Origin of the sequence: Cyanobium sp. A1C-AMD (assembly GCF_024346495.1) — a bacterium.
GTDB classification, from domain to species: domain Bacteria; phylum Cyanobacteriota; class Cyanobacteriia; order PCC-6307; family Cyanobiaceae; genus Cyanobium_A; species Cyanobium_A usitatum.
Map to the genome: position 1 here is coordinate 1 of NZ_JAGQDB010000066.1, position 13,587 is coordinate 13,587.

Consider the following 13,587-nt stretch of genomic DNA (forward strand, 5'->3'; position numbering starts at 1 on the left):
TTGCTCTTCCTGATAGCACCAACCCTACCTTGGTGTACGTGGGCGCACCTGTTGGTGAGTCTGCGAGGTCCTGGCTCGCAAACAATGTGCAAACGGTTGATGCTTCTGTCTCCGTTGCCGGTATGGCTACTCCCTTTGCCCTCAATGAATCGGAGCCCTCTGTAAGTGAGCCTCCAGTACCGAGCGCCTCGTCCACTGTTGGTAGTGCATCATTTGGTGATGGCTTGTTTATTACCGGCTACAGCACCACACCCGGTTCCGGTGTTGCCCTTTTCCAAATTAGCCGTGACGGCGATCTCAGCCGCAGCCAGCTGGTTAGTTATGTCTCGTCTTCCCTTAACAGTTCCGCTGAGCCCGGACGTCACTACATACCAGTGGCAGGGTTTTTGCGACTGGAGGCAGGCCAAGCCTCTGCGGACATCAGCGTTCCGGTTGATCCAAGTGCTATCGCTGCCCTGCGCAATGGCACACTCAGCCTGAAGGTTGCTGAACTCGACGACCGGGGTCAACAGCAAATCCATCTCCTGCTCGATGTGGATCAGGCAAGTGGTGGACTCCGACCGGTGCTTTCAGGCCTGGATCTGCAAGTCGATGACTCCGGTTCTTCGGCAACGATTGGTTTTCGGGCTGATATCAACAAGGCTGCCCTAAAGGATGGTCTTGCTACTACCCTCAACCTCAATGTGCGTCGTCGGCTCTCGGCCGACCTTGCTGCTAACGATCTGGGCAACCGCAATCAGACGCTTTCCATCAGCGATGGCCTGCGCGCTAAGTTTGATCAGGATGGTTTAGATAACAATCAGGTCCATCTTGAGCTTGTTCTTAACACCACTACTGGTTCTATCCAGTTGCAGGCAGCTCAAACAGATCTTAATCCGCTGATCTTAAGCAAATTAGACCCAACTAGAAAGCCAATTACGGTTGGCATAGAACTTACTACCACATCTCTCGACGCCATTCCAGTGGCAACACCTCCATCTGGTGTCTTGCTTAACCAGACAGCTATCGACTTTACGGTTGATGCTGATAGCAGTGGTAAAGCCAAGCTTTTCCTTGACCTCACCCAGGTTGGAGATGATCTTGACATCAGTGTGCTTAAAGATGGTGTCCTTAAGCGTAAAGACCAGACCCACCTGCTCTATATCGGCATTGATGGGCAAGGTAACCTTTCGCCCCTAACCTATAACGCTCGTCACAAAGCCGGAGCCCGCTTCTACGATCTCGATGGTAATGGCATTGCTGATTTTGTCAGCCTTACGTTTTTTGATGGCGGCATTGGTGATACCGGTCAAAAAGGTGATGGAAAAGTCCACGATCCTTCCACTGCTGGCACAGTAGACCTCCAAAATGTGTTGCTGACCGCCGTCGATTCACGTACCCTGCAGGCCGCTGATCAAGACAACAAGGATGCCCCTGCAAGCCTCGTGTTGCGGGCAGCCCTTAATCGTCGTTCTGCTACCACCAATCAAATCTATTACGTGGTTCATGATTCCGATCCAACGAGCTTTAATGCCATTCTTGATAATGTAGATGAGCTTAGGAATCGCTCTCAGACCTTGTATACAAGCCTGGAATCAACAGATATCACCCTGGCCCCTGGTGCGTCATTAAATCGAGACATCTTGCTGATCAATAACCAATTGGTTAGCTTCTTCGAGGTGGTTGATGGCACCCTGGATCAGATCACTAGCGCAACTGATGGGCGGCTACGTTTCTTCTCCACCGGTGGTTTTTCAACTGGTTCCCGTTCTGGAAATCTTTCATCCACTAGTGGCGTCAGCCTCGCTCTTTCCCTTGTTTCTGGCGACCAGGGTCTAGGCGCCCTGATTGGCCAGGAGCAGGGCCTTGCCCCCGTACTTGATTTCACTGCCTTTACCCCTGATCAAAGGATTGAGGGCACCCTGACCCTTGCGCGTGAGGCTGCCTTTGATGCTGTCACTGGTTTCTACCGAACCCTCGACCTCCAAGGCACCGTATGGCGCGATCCTTCTGATCAGAGCAAAGGCACTATTGCCCCCGGCCAAGTCGGTACGACCGCCGCGGATTACGGAGCTGCTGCCCTTAGAAATATGGTCGATGGGCTCACAGGTCTCCAGGTGGGCAATCGCCAAACCAGTAACCGCTCCATCTCACTCCAGGAGAGCAACTATCTCGCGCCGATTGCACAGGTTAAGGGGAATACCTTTGTGGCCTTTGCCAGAGGTAACGCTGATGGCATTTCCCACTTTGTTTCCCTTGGTTCAAATATGTTTGGCCTCGAGGATCTTTATGGGGGTGGCGATCGAGACTTTGATGACCAAGTTATTGGTTTTGTCTTCAGCAAGGTGGGTACTACTGCCGTCTGATCTTGAATGCTTATACCTCCTTTATCTTTGAATCCCTATTTTTAGCGAACAGGGAGGAGTCTGAATGACTTTTCCCTAAGGTTAATTGTTTGTTTTGCTCTTCTCAAACCACGCTTGCTTCATGATTGCTAGCCCACAGGCTGTCTTCGGCTGCTCACGTGCCACCTTGGGGTGCGCCAGGTTCCCCAGAACACAATCCACCAGATCAAACGTCAGCACTGACTAAACCGGCCGGGGAGACCGGCCGGCGGGAGGCGGGGCCTCCCGCCTCCCTGCAGCGCTCAGAGCACCGAGAGGGTTGTGCCAAAGCGCCTCTGGAATTTGGAAGCTATGGCAAAGGCTTTCTCAGCCGGGATCAGCTTGCCATCACGGAATTCGAACCATACTGATGGCTTGGCATTTTCTTCCGGGTCACTGCTCACAACGACTTTTGGGGTCTTGGTCAGGGCTGATTCAAAGTCTGTCCCAGGATCTCTTGCCGGAGCTGTCAGCATGGGTTGAGGTCGGCGGAATCGCATCCTCCCTGTGCTCGAGAGCGTTTCTGCCGCAACCGATCTCGATCTGATCAGCTACCTCAAGGCGATCCCGGACGCGCGCATGCGACGGGGCGTTCGCATCCCGGCCTGGTACCTGCTGCTGGTTGCGGTGCTTGGGATCTACTGCTTCGCACAAGGCTCACGCCAAGAGCCGCTGCCAGAGCCTGCGGGATCTGGAACGCTTCTCTATCCGCCACCACAGCGTGCTCACAGCGGCTTTGGGCCTTGAGCTCCGGCGGCCGCCTTCCGATTCAGCCTTCCGCTACTTCTTTCAACACGTGGATGTGGCGGCTCTTTGCACTGCGATCCGCGACTGGACCATCGCCCAGATCCCAGGTGGCGCAGCTGATCTCGAACAACTGATTTGTGATGTCAAGACGCTCCGGGGCTCCTTCGAGCCCACCGCCGGTGGGGGATCCGCGTTCATTGCCCAGGTCACGCTGTACTCCGCTGCACTGGGCGTAGCGATCAGTCAGGCCTGCTACGCCACCGGCGAAAACCATGAGCGGGCCGTGCTGCGGCAGCTCCTCGGCGAGCTGGATCTGGAAGGGGTGCTGATCCAGGCGGATGCCCTGCACACCCAGAAACCGTTTTTCGGCAGCTCCAGGAGCAGGGGGCCGACTTCCTCTTGACGGTGTAGCCGCAGGCTTCTCCGAAGGAGTAAGGCAACCAGAAGTCGCTGTACCGCCAGATCCGCAGCCAGTTCCAGGGAAAGCGCAGGATCCCTTTCGTGGCAGTGGATCACGAGGTAAGCCATGGCCGCAACATCACCTGGATGCTGCGAGCAAAACAAGCACCGGAGCACATCCGCGTGAACTGGATCGGCACCAGCTGGATCGTGGAGGTGGCGGCAATCGGCAGGCGCGATGGCAAGGCCTTTCAGGCCACCCATGTGTTTCTCACCAGCCTGCGCACGACCCCAGAAGCTCTGCTGCAACTGGTGCGGGACCGCTGGAGTATTGAAGGCTGGCACTGGATCCGCGACACACAGCTCCACGAGGACGCCCATCGCTACCGGGGCAATGGCGCCGGAGCAATGGCCACGCTGCGAACGGCAGCCCTCAACCTGCTGCGATTGGCCGGTTTTCAGTCGATTCGAGGCGGGATGCAGGCGGTGATGCACGACATCACGACACTGCTTGAGATGGCAGGGCGACAACCGAAATCAGCCACTTGCTGAGACTTTGAATCAGCCCTGCCTTAGGGTTGGCTACCAAATGGCAGAAAGAAATCCTGGAACGAGAGCTGATCACCATGCTCGCGTCGATACATGTGGAAAACCTTGAGCAGCTCTTGGGCGCAAATGAGCCCACTTGAGTACATTTTTACCTTTAGAAACTGCTCATATACATTGCGGCGCAACTGGTCTGTCCTTATTCAGGAGGCCCCAATTAGCAGCAGCCCAGTGCCGACGCATAGCAAGCGATTTAGCGTGATTGCGATGGCCATGCCCAGACCAGGTCCAACACCAACCTATGGGCTGCTTTGGTCGCCGCCAACCCCGGCGTAGTGGCTATTGCCGTTGGGCATCCAGTAGCTGAGGTCGTTGTGCCAGAACAGGCGGCCAGGAAGCTGCTGGGTGCTCAGTTTGGTGCTGGCCATCGCAGAGATCAGTTGGCCCATCTCCACTGGCGAAAGATCGGTTTTGATGTCTTCGCCGGCGACTTTCAGCAGTTCCGGTAGCTGGGCCAGGGTGGAGGGCTGGGCTAGTTTGCGAAACACCTGTGCCAGCACTAGTTTCTGGCGCTCCATCCGGCCTAGATCGCCCATTTCGTCATGGCGGAAGCGCAGGAAGCCCTCCAGTTGCTCCCCTTTCAGCACCTGCACTCCTGGATAGAGGTCGATGTATAGATTCTGGGCATTATCTACGTAATACATCCGCTTAGGCACATCAACTTCCACGCCGCCAATGGCATCGGCTAGGTGCTCCACAGCGCGCATATTCACCCGCACATAGCGATCCACTGGAGCATTCAGCAGGCTGGTGAGCTCCTGTTTCAGGGCACCCATGCCGCCAAATGCATAGAGGGCATTGGCTTTTACAACACCGAATTCGGCTGATTCCACGAAGGTGTCGCGCGGCACCTGGGTGAGCTGGGTGACACCGTCTTTGAGCTGCACCGTGAACATCACATCGGTGTTTTCGCCCACCTTGTCTGTTCCAATCACAAGAACGCGCCGGTTGCCGCCCCCGAATGGGTTGATCAGGCTGCTGAGCTGGCTGGGTCCGTGCAACATGGCTGCCCAAACCCCTGAGGCCATTTGCGGCAGAGGCCCGGCAAGTCCATAGCCCAGGCAGATACCTAGTAAGAAGGCCAGAACTGGCGGTTTGCGTCGCCGAGGATTTGGCGCTGTTTGGGGTTTGATGTTGGTGCCTGGCGCTGCTTGACGCAGCTCGCGACGGTTGCGCAGGTCGGTGACCACAGCCCCGCGGCTACTTTCGCGTCGGCTGCGACGCGGGCGGGGCTGGGCCTGGCTCATATCGGCTCCTATTCACCGCACCTTACGGGCTGGATCCCTGCTGCACCAGGGGGTGAGCGCCGCTTGTTCAGCTGGAGGTCCGCACCTGGATGTGGGCTGCGGCCGTGTCTGCCTTGCGGCGGGCCTCCTCCTCACTACCGCCGCGGGCCAGGGCTACCCCCATGCGCCGCTGGGGCCGGGCGTGTTGCTTGCCGAAAAGCAGCACCTGGGTATCGGTTTCGCTGAGGGCCTGCGCTACGCCGCCGTAGGAGACCGCGGCTCCGTCGGTGTTGGCCAGAATTACCCGGCTTGCAGCTGCTCCCAGGCTTTGGATCGACGGGATCGGCAGGCCCAGCACCGCCCGCAGGTGGAGTTCGAATTCGCTCAGGTTCTGGCCAACCAGCGTCACCAGGCCAGTGTCATGGGGGCGCGGTGAGAGCTCGGAGAAAACCACTTCAAGCTCATCTGGCTGATCGGAGCTGCTGCTGGGCTTCTTGCATAGGAAAAATTCAACGCCAAACAGGCCGGCGCCGCCCAGGTTGTCGGTGAGGCCGCGGGCCATGACCTGGGCTGCCTCTAGAGCGGCGGCTGGCATCTGGGCTGGCTGCCAGCTGCACTGGTAGTCGCCCCGCTCCTGGATGTGGCCGATCGGCGGGCAGAAGAGCGTTGGCCCTTGCCATTGCTTCACGGTGAGCAGGCTGATTTCGAGTTCAAAGTGCAGGAACTCCTCCACGATCACCAGTTCCCCGGCACCTCGGGCACCCGCCATTGCGTTCTCCCAGGCGGCGGCAATTTCTTCGGGGCCCCGCAGCACGCTTTGGCCCTTACCCGAGGAGCTCATCACCGGTTTGACCACCACGGGCCAGCCCAGGCTGGCAGCGGCGCTTGCCAGTTCACTGGCGCTGCCGGCGTAGGCAAAGCGGGCGGTGCGCAGCCCCAGCTCAGTGGCCGCTAGGTCGCGGATGCGGTCGCGATTCATGGTCACGGCCGTGGCCCGGGCGGTGGGAATCACGCAGATGCCTTCCGCCTCCAGTTCCGCGAGGGCATCAACCGCTAGAGCTTCTATCTCTGGAATCACCAGATCGGGCCTGTGCTGGCGCACCACCGCCTTGAGGGCTTCTGGGTCGGTCATCGCGACCACCTCAGCGACATCAGCCACCTGCATGGCTGGGGCGTTGGCGTAGCAATCCACTGCGATCACCCGGCAGCCGAGGCGCTGGGCTGCGATGGCCACCTCCTTACCCAGCTCACCGCTGCCGAGCAGCATCAAGGTGGCGGGAAGAGTGGGAGGGGTGGGAAAGGTCATGGTGGTCGCCCGGATCGCGGGCAGGACAGCAAGATGGAACCGATCTTCTTGCACACCGGGGCGCGTTGATGGCTTGGCTGTTGGGATTGCCCTTGGGTTTCAGTACGGCTGGGGACGCTGCCAACGGCCTGTTATTTGGCTGGGACATCGCCACCTTGCAGAAATGGGCCCTGATCTACTTAGGCCTTTCCTCCCTGGCTTTTGTGGTGGTGTGGTTGGTGGGCTATCTGCGTCGAAACTGATCCCCAGGTTGGGCGTTGCCAGCTCAGCTCAGCAACGTCAGCTGCCGCACCGGCGATTCCTCGTTGATGAAGCCATAGGCCTCAAATACGTTTGGATCCGGGTGGGTGATGTGCTGGCCATCGCTGTGGCGCTCCAGCTGAAAGCCCTCGCTGGCCATGCGGCGCATCAGGGCAGCGGCCTCCTCGAAGCGGGCAGCCATGGCGGCCAGGCTGGCGCAGTCGGAGCTGAGGCCGGTTTCCTTCCAGGTGAAGTAAGCCATGGGTGATAAGCGAGGGCAGGGCTTAGGGCAGCAGCATTAAACCCAATCCCACCAGTAGCAGGCTGGCGAGCCAAAAGCGGATTACGACCACTTGTTCGTTGAGCCCACCAAGTTCGAAGTGGTGGTGCAGCGGCGCCATCTTGAACAGGCGCCGACCCTGGCCCGTGGCTGGGTCTTTGGTGGCTTTGAACACCCACACCTGCAGGATCACCGATAGTGATTCCGCCAGGAAGACGCCGCCCATCAGCAGCAGGGGCCAGAGGCTATTGGAGAGCAAGGCGACGGCGCTGAGGGCTGCGCCCATGGCCAGTGAGCCGGTGTCGCCCATGAACACTCGAGCCGGGTGGCGGTTGTGGACGAGAAAGCCCAGCCAGCAGCCAGCCATCGCGGCGCAGAAACCGGCCATAGCCGCATCGCCTTCATGGCCGCGCAGCATCAGCTGCAGCCCCATGCCTGTGAACACCACGGCGCCGCAGCCTGCGGCCAGGCCGTCGAGGCCATCGGTGAGGTTGGTGGCGTTGCTTTCGGCCATAAAAACAAACAACCCCAGCGGCCAGATCAGCAAACCGATCGGCAGCACCCAGCCCAGGGGCAGGGCGATGTCGCCGGGGGAGGCCCCACCCAGCCACTGGCCCGCTGCGGCCCAGATCAGAAACAACAGGGCCGCGCCGGCCTGGAGCAGCAATTTGCCCCGGGGCGTAAGGCCCGTGTTGGTGCGGCGGGTGAGGCTGCGCCAGTCATCGATGGCGCCGATCGCCATGTAGGCCAGGGTTACGGCGGCAACAGCAACCAGGCGGGGATCGCTTGGGCTCAGCAGGCCGCCCACCAGCACCCCCACGGGCACCGCCAGCAGTCCGCCCATGGTGGGTGTGCCTGCCTTGCTGAGGTGGCCCTGGGGCCCCTCTGCGCGAATCACCTGGCCGAGCTTGAGCTGCCGCAGTCGCGGCACCCCCCAACCGGTGACTCCAGCGCTGATAAGGCCGGCAACTAGCAGCGGCAAGGTGAGCTGGGGCGCGCCGCTAAGCCAGTCGCACAGCAGACAGGCCAGCAACAACAAACTGCTGAGTAGGGCAGCCGGGGTCGAAACAACCAAGGGAAAGGGACGGCGACCGCCCCAGTTTCCCCTGCGGAACTCAGTCTTCCCAGTCTTCGTCCTGTTGTTCGTCGTCCTTGTTGTAGTCCTCCTTCTCGCCCATCAGGGCGGAAAGCTCCTCCTCTTCCACCGTGCTCACTTCGGTGCTGGCGGTTTCTTCATCCGCCACCAGGCGGCCACTGCTCTCCAGCCAGCTCAGCAGATCGGGCTCATCGCGCAGGGGCAGCACCGGAGCTGGATCGCTGCGCCGATAGCGGGTCAGCGAGGGATTGATTGTGTCGAGTCGACTGCTGTCACTGGTCGCGAGGGTGCTCATGCGTGCGCCTACCGGTAGCTAGGTCTGGGGCTAGGCCCATACAGACCAATCAGTCACCATAGCTGCAAAGCAAATGCAGCCCACCAGCCCATGCCCACCAGTAGCCAAAAGGCCAGCCCTCTAGCCGGGGTGCTGAGGGTCTGGGCCCTGGCCCTGGCCATAAGTGCTGCGCTGGCCGCAGCGGGTGAGCGCTGGCCCCAGCCATTGCCCCTGCAGCAGGGGGTGGTGTGGTTGCTGGTGGGCCTGCCGCCCCTGTTAGTGGGGTTGTGGTTGCTGACCCACTGGTCCCTGCCACACCCCGACAGGGGAGAATCGAGCAACTGAACGCATGGAGAGGCGTTGATGGGTCGGGCGAAGAAGGCGGTGCTGGCCTATTCCGGCGGCGTAGACACCAGTGTCTGCATTCCCTACCTGAAGCAGGAGTGGGGCGTGGAGGAGGTGATCACCTTCGCCGCCGACCTAGGCCAGGGCGACGAGCTGGAGCCGATTCGCCAGAAGGCGCTCGATTCAGGGGCCAGCCAGTCGATCGTGGGTGACCTGATCGAGCCCTTCATCACCGAATTCGCCTTCCCGGCTATCCGGGCTAACGCCCTCTATGAAGGCCGCTATCCCCTCTCCACAGCCCTGGCCCGGCCCCTGATCGCGCGGCGACTGGTGGAGATTGCCCGCGAGGTGGGCGCCGATGCGGTGGCCCACGGCTGCACCGGTAAGGGCAACGATCAGGTGCGCTTCGATGTGGCCATCGGCGCCCTCGCCCCCGACCTCAAGGTGCTCACCCCGGCGCGGGAGTGGGGCATGAGCCGCGAGCAAACCATCGCCTACGGCGAGCGCTGTGGCATTCCCTCGCCGGTGAGCAAGAAATCGCCCTATTCGATCGACCTCAACCTGCTGGGCCGCTCGATCGAAGCCGGTCCCCTTGAGGATCCCAACGTGGAGCCGCCCGAGGAGATCTACGCCATGACCGTGTCAGTGGATGCGGCGCCGGATCAGGCCCAGACCGTTGAGATCGGCTTTGAGCAGGGCAACCCGGTGAGCATCGACGGCCTGCGCCTCGATCCGGTGAGCTTGATCCGCCAGGCAAATTCCCTGGCCGGTAGCCACGGCTTCGGCCGCCTCGACATGGTCGAAAACCGGGTGGTAGGTATCAAGAGCCGGGAGATCTACGAAACCCCTGGCCTGCTGCTGTTGATCAAGGCCCACCAAGAGCTGGAGAGCCTCACCCTGGCGGCCGATGTGTTGCGCACCAAGCGCCAGCTTGAGCAGCAGTGGGCGGATCTGGTGTATCAGGGCCTTTGGTATGGCCCGCTCAAGGATGCGCTTGATGGCTTCATGGAGCGCACCCAGCAAACCGTGAACGGCACGGTGCGGCTGAAGTTGCACAAGGGCAATGCCACCGTGGTGGGCCGCAGCAGTGCCAGCCACAGCCTCTATGTGCCCGATATGGCCACCTACGGCGCCGAAGATCAGTTCGATCACAAGGCTGCCGAGGGCTTTATCTACGTGTGGGGTCTGCCCACCCGCCTCTGGGCGGCCAACCAGCGCCGGCGTTAGGGCTCCTGGTTCGGGCTGAAGCCGAAGGCATGGAGTAGGGCTTGGCGCAGTCTTGGTCTGGCAGGCTTCTGCTGGGGCAGGAGCAGGCGCTGGGTACTCGTATCGCTGCCAGGCTGTAACTGCAGCAGGTGCTGGCTCAGGTTGGCGTTGTCGCTGAGCAGCCGCTGTTGCTGGTCGAGCATCGGCTGCAATCGCTGCCGAAATTTGTCTTCAAAGAGGCCGGGTAGGTCTTCGAGCAGGGCCTGCATGGCCTGAAGCTCTTCCCGAGTTTTGACAAGTTCCTGTTCCAGCTCGTTTTGGCGCTCTTGCTGCTGCTGCCACGAAAGAACCGAAGTGACAGACGGCTGCCACTTCGGTGCTGGTGGTATGACGTCAGGCTCCATGGGCGGAGATTACGAGCGGGCCCAATTTTTTACAAGCCAGGCCTGTATTAACTCCGCACCTATCTGGAGTCCCAAAGTCAGACTGAATACTCAGGTCAAACTGGGTCCCGGTTAGACGGTGGCTGGTTCCATGGGAGCGGCTTCAGTGCTGGCGCCGGGCAGGGTGCGTGGTGCCGGCATCGGGCCGTCTTGCTTGACGGTGAGGTAGCGAATCACATCTTCCGAAAGACGCATGGCCCGCTCCAGCGGACCTACCTGCTGGCCGTCGCCGTTGTGATTGAGCTGCACATAGATGCCCTCGCGGTGCTTGGCGATCGAATAGGCCAGGCGGCGCTTGCCGCGCATCTGGCAATCCAGCACTTCACCACCGGATTCGGTGACCAGATCGCGGTACTTGGCGACATGGGTTTCCACCTCTTCCTCCGGAATATCCGGACGAAGGATGTACATGGTCTCGTAGTAGGGCTGCGTCATGGTCGCTTCGGGGTTGTCGCCTCAGGAATTGGGGCAGCGGCCGGCGGGCTGATGCCCACCAGCGACGGATCAAACACCTTACAGCTGCATCCGAACCGCTTCCGAGAGGCTGGGAATATCGGCTTCCTTACCCCGCAGGTTTTGCACTACCGCAAACAGCACCAGCACCAAAATGCCGATAAACACTGTGTTGCTAAGGGTTTTGCCGACGAAGCCCAGGGCGCCAAGCTGCAGCACCTGGAAGGCCAGGCTCACCAGTACCACCACGATGTCGATCAGGATCGCCTGCAGCACGTTGAAGCGGATCACGTAGGGCACCTTGTTGTTGCGCACCACCGCCAGGAAGAGCACAAGGAACAGCACCAGCCCGCCAAAGGGCACCGCCTGCTCCAGCAGGGCGATCGGCAGGATCGGCACCCCAAGCCACTGCAGTGCCGGGAACAGGCCGAACAGCCCCCGACCGAAGGAGAAGGCGTCGCTCCAGGGCAACAGGTAGGCCAGGGCCGCCAGCACTCGCTGCCAGATCGGGGGATCCTGCATGGATGGAGAAACTTCCAGGACCTTCAGGCTAGGGGCCCAGCTGGGCCAGGGCTGCCGCGCGCATCGCTGCTACCGGCACTTGCTCAATTCCGCTCCAGCGCCGCAGGGAGGCGGCCCCCTGCTGCACCAGCATCTCCAGGCCATCCAGGCCCCGGCAGCCCCGCTGGCTCGCCGCCAGCAGCAGGGCCGTGGGTCTGGGTGTGTAAATCAGGTCGTACACGGTGGCGCCGGGTTGCAGGGCTTCCAGTTCGCCGGGGCTGAGGGGGCAGTGCCGGGCCCCATCCGGATTGCCGGCTGCAGCCATGCCCACGGGTGTGGTGTTGACCACTAGGTCTGCCAGGGCCAGGGCCTCGGCTAGGGCCGCGCTGCCCTCAGCCCATTCCAGCCCCCGCAGTTGGGGCGCCCAGCTGTGGCAGGTGGCCAGCAGGGCTGCGAGGCGATCGCTGCTGCGGCCTGCCATGGCGATCGAGCTGCAGCCCAGTTCCACCAGGGCTGCCACCACAGCTCTGGCACTGCCGCCACAGCCCAGCACCACCGCTCGCCGCCCCTGCCAGTTCTGCTCAGTGCTGCGTAGGGGAGCCAAGAAGCCCTCCACATCTGTGTTTTCCCCCAGCCAGCCCCCTTGCTGGTGCCGCACCAAGGTGTTCACCGCACCCACCCGTTGCGCCAGGGGCGAGAGGCTGCGGCAGAGGCCAGCCACGGCCTGCTTGTGGGGCAGGGTCACGTTGAGGCCGCGGCAGTCAATGGCCTCCAGCCCTTGCACCACCACCGCCAGCTGGTCTGCGCTGGTGGGCATGGCCAAGTACACCCAGTTGAGCCCCAGTTCCGCTAGGGCGGCGTTGTGCATTGCCGGCGATAGGGAGTGGCGCACCGGATCCCCGAGAACCCCAGCAAGGGCAGTGCTTCCGGAGATCGGCTGGGGCATGAAGGTGGGCTGGCTGGCTGGACCTGTTCGGGAACCACCCCTCGCCTGGGATGGCCCCAGCTGCTGAAGATGCTCCCAGTCAGATCCACTCACCGTAAGGAGTTAGTAACCCATGGGCAAGGTCGTTGGCATTGATTTAGGCACCACAAACAGCTGTGTCGCCGTTATGGAGGGCGGCAAGCCCACCGTGATTGCCAACGCCGAAGGGTTTCGCACCACACCCTCCGTGGTGGCATACACCAAAAACCAGGATCAGCTGGTGGGCCAAATCGCCAAGCGTCAGGCGGTAATGAACCCGGAGAACACCTTCTATTCGGTGAAACGCTTCATCGGACGTCGCGTTGATGAAGTCAACGAAGAATCGAAGGAAGTGAGCTATGGCGTTGAAAAGGCTGGCGCCAATGTGAAGGTGAAGTGCCCCGTTCTTAATAAGCAGTTTGCCCCCGAGGAGGTGAGCGCCCAGGTGTTGCGCAAGCTCGCCGAAGATGCTGGCAAGTATCTCGGTGAGACGGTGACCCAAGCGGTGATCACCGTTCCCGCCTATTTCAACGACTCCCAGCGCCAAGCCACCAAGGACGCCGGCAAGATCGCTGGCCTTGAGGTGCTGCGCATCATCAACGAGCCGACTGCGGCAGCCCTGGCCTACGGCCTCGATCGCAAGAGCAATGAGCGCATCCTGGTGTTCGACCTGGGCGGCGGCACCTTCGACGTCTCCGTGCTCGAGGTGGGCGACGGCGTGTTCGAGGTGCTCTCCACTTCCGGTGACACACACCTGGGCGGCGATGACTTTGACAAGGTGATCGTTGATTACCTGGCCGCCAGCTTCAAAGCCAATGAGGGCATTGATCTGCGCCAGGACAAGCAGGCGCTGCAGCGTCTAACTGAAGCGGCAGAGAAGGCCAAAATTGAGCTTTCAAGCGCTTCCCAAAGCGAAATCAACCTGCCGTTCATTACGGCCACCCCGGAGGGTCCTAAGCACCTCGATCTCACCCTCACCCGGGCCAAGTTTGAGGAGTTGGCCTCCAAACTTATTGATCGCTGTCGGGTGCCGGTGGAGCAGGCCCTTAAGGACGCCAAGCTCTCCTCTGCTGAACTCGATGAAATCGTGATGGTGGGTGGCTCCACCCGCATTCCGGCGGTGCTTGAGCTGGTCAAG

The 13,587-nt window shown here is 60.9% G+C and carries 16 protein-coding genes and 1 pseudogene; 7 read left to right on the plus strand and 10 right to left on the minus strand.

Going from position 1 to position 13,587, the window contains the following annotated elements; genetic code table 11:
- Positions 1–2,345 (plus strand): DUF4114 domain-containing protein (locus KBY74_RS10620; protein ID WP_254942678.1); only part of this gene is annotated, 2,345 nt, incomplete at its 5' end.
- 281 nt (positions 2,346–2,626) lie between these two features.
- On the opposite strand, the gene KBY74_RS10625 is transcribed toward KBY74_RS10620, so the two are convergent.
- Positions 2,627–2,839: a hypothetical protein gene (locus KBY74_RS10625; protein ID WP_254942679.1), complete on the minus strand. Its 213-nt coding sequence runs from the start codon at positions 2,837–2,839 to the stop codon at positions 2,627–2,629.
- A gap of 155 nt (positions 2,840–2,994) precedes the next feature.
- On the opposite strand from KBY74_RS10625, the gene KBY74_RS10630 reads away from it, so the two are divergent.
- Both KBY74_RS10630 and KBY74_RS10635 read left to right on the plus strand, forming a co-directional pair.
- Positions 2,995–3,513: a hypothetical protein gene (locus KBY74_RS10630; RefSeq protein WP_254942680.1), complete on the plus strand. Its 519-nt coding sequence runs from the start codon at positions 2,995–2,997 to the stop codon at positions 3,511–3,513.
- Positions 3,514–3,557: 44 nt separating this feature from the next.
- A pseudogene (locus KBY74_RS10635) lies at positions 3,558–4,061 on the plus strand (transposase); the annotation flags it as partial.
- A gap of 293 nt (positions 4,062–4,354) precedes the next feature.
- Here the strand turns inward: KBY74_RS10635 and KBY74_RS10640 are convergent.
- Both KBY74_RS10640 and purT read right to left on the minus strand, forming a co-directional pair.
- The gene (locus KBY74_RS10640; protein ID WP_254942682.1) at positions 4,355–5,119 is read right to left on the minus strand and encodes an LCP family protein; all 765 of its coding nucleotides are present in this window, start codon (positions 5,117–5,119) and stop codon (positions 4,355–4,357) included.
- A 310-nt stretch (positions 5,120–5,429) separates the two neighbouring features.
- Positions 5,430–6,647, minus strand: a complete 1,218-nt coding sequence (purT, locus tag KBY74_RS10645) for a formate-dependent phosphoribosylglycinamide formyltransferase (protein WP_254942683.1) — start codon at positions 6,645–6,647, stop codon at positions 5,430–5,432.
- A 68-nt stretch (positions 6,648–6,715) separates the two neighbouring features.
- Here purT and KBY74_RS10650 point away from each other — a divergent pair, with 68 nt between their 5' ends.
- Positions 6,716–6,889 (plus strand): cytochrome B6, encoded by a 174-nt coding sequence (locus KBY74_RS10650; protein ID WP_193486212.1) that lies wholly within the window; start codon positions 6,716–6,718, stop codon positions 6,887–6,889.
- Between the two features lie 23 nt (positions 6,890–6,912).
- Here KBY74_RS10650 and KBY74_RS10655 read toward each other — a convergent pair whose 3' ends face one another.
- From KBY74_RS10655 to KBY74_RS10665, 3 genes are read right to left on the minus strand one after another with little or no spacing between them, the layout of a single operon-like run.
- Positions 6,913–7,149, minus strand: coding sequence for a hypothetical protein (locus KBY74_RS10655; protein WP_254942684.1), 237 nt, complete (start codon positions 7,147–7,149; stop codon positions 6,913–6,915).
- 22 nt (positions 7,150–7,171) lie between these two features.
- Positions 7,172–8,242 carry a phospho-N-acetylmuramoyl-pentapeptide-transferase gene (gene mraY, locus KBY74_RS10660; RefSeq protein WP_396123176.1) on the minus strand — a complete coding sequence of 357 codons (1,071 nt, stop codon included), beginning with the start codon at positions 8,240–8,242 and terminating at the stop codon, positions 7,172–7,174.
- 40 nt (positions 8,243–8,282) lie between these two features.
- Positions 8,283–8,558: a DUF3134 family protein gene (locus KBY74_RS10665; RefSeq protein ID WP_106502587.1), complete on the minus strand. Its 276-nt coding sequence runs from the start codon at positions 8,556–8,558 to the stop codon at positions 8,283–8,285.
- A 90-nt stretch (positions 8,559–8,648) separates the two neighbouring features.
- Between KBY74_RS10665 and KBY74_RS10670 the strand changes: the two genes are divergently transcribed.
- Entirely contained in the window at positions 8,649–8,882 is a 234-nt protein-coding gene (locus KBY74_RS10670; RefSeq protein WP_106502588.1) for a hypothetical protein, read from the plus strand.
- 18 nt (positions 8,883–8,900) lie between these two features.
- A complete protein-coding gene (locus tag KBY74_RS10675) occupies positions 8,901–10,109 on the plus strand; it encodes an argininosuccinate synthase (protein ID WP_254942685.1) in 1,209 nt (402 codons plus the stop codon).
- Here the strand turns inward: KBY74_RS10675 and KBY74_RS10680 are convergent.
- The 4 genes from KBY74_RS10680 to KBY74_RS10695 form a co-directional block, all read right to left on the minus strand.
- The gene (locus KBY74_RS10680; protein WP_254942686.1) at positions 10,106–10,492 is read right to left on the minus strand and encodes a hypothetical protein; all 387 of its coding nucleotides are present in this window, start codon (positions 10,490–10,492) and stop codon (positions 10,106–10,108) included. The genes KBY74_RS10675 and KBY74_RS10680 overlap by 4 nt on opposite strands.
- A 111-nt stretch (positions 10,493–10,603) precedes the next feature.
- Positions 10,604–10,966, minus strand: a complete 363-nt coding sequence (gene rpsF, locus KBY74_RS10685; protein ID WP_106502591.1) for a 30S ribosomal protein S6 — start codon at positions 10,964–10,966, stop codon at positions 10,604–10,606.
- Positions 10,967–11,044: 78 nt separating this feature from the next.
- Entirely contained in the window at positions 11,045–11,506 is a 462-nt protein-coding gene (locus KBY74_RS10690; protein WP_254942687.1) for a Tic20 family protein, read from the minus strand.
- A gap of 28 nt (positions 11,507–11,534) precedes the next feature.
- A complete protein-coding gene (locus KBY74_RS10695; protein ID WP_254942688.1) occupies positions 11,535–12,431 on the minus strand; it encodes a shikimate dehydrogenase in 897 nt (298 codons plus the stop codon).
- A gap of 112 nt (positions 12,432–12,543) precedes the next feature.
- Here KBY74_RS10695 and KBY74_RS10700 point away from each other — a divergent pair.
- Positions 12,544–13,587, plus strand: a 1,044-nt coding sequence (locus KBY74_RS10700) for an Hsp70 family protein (protein ID WP_254942689.1), incomplete at its 3' end; no start/stop codon positions are given.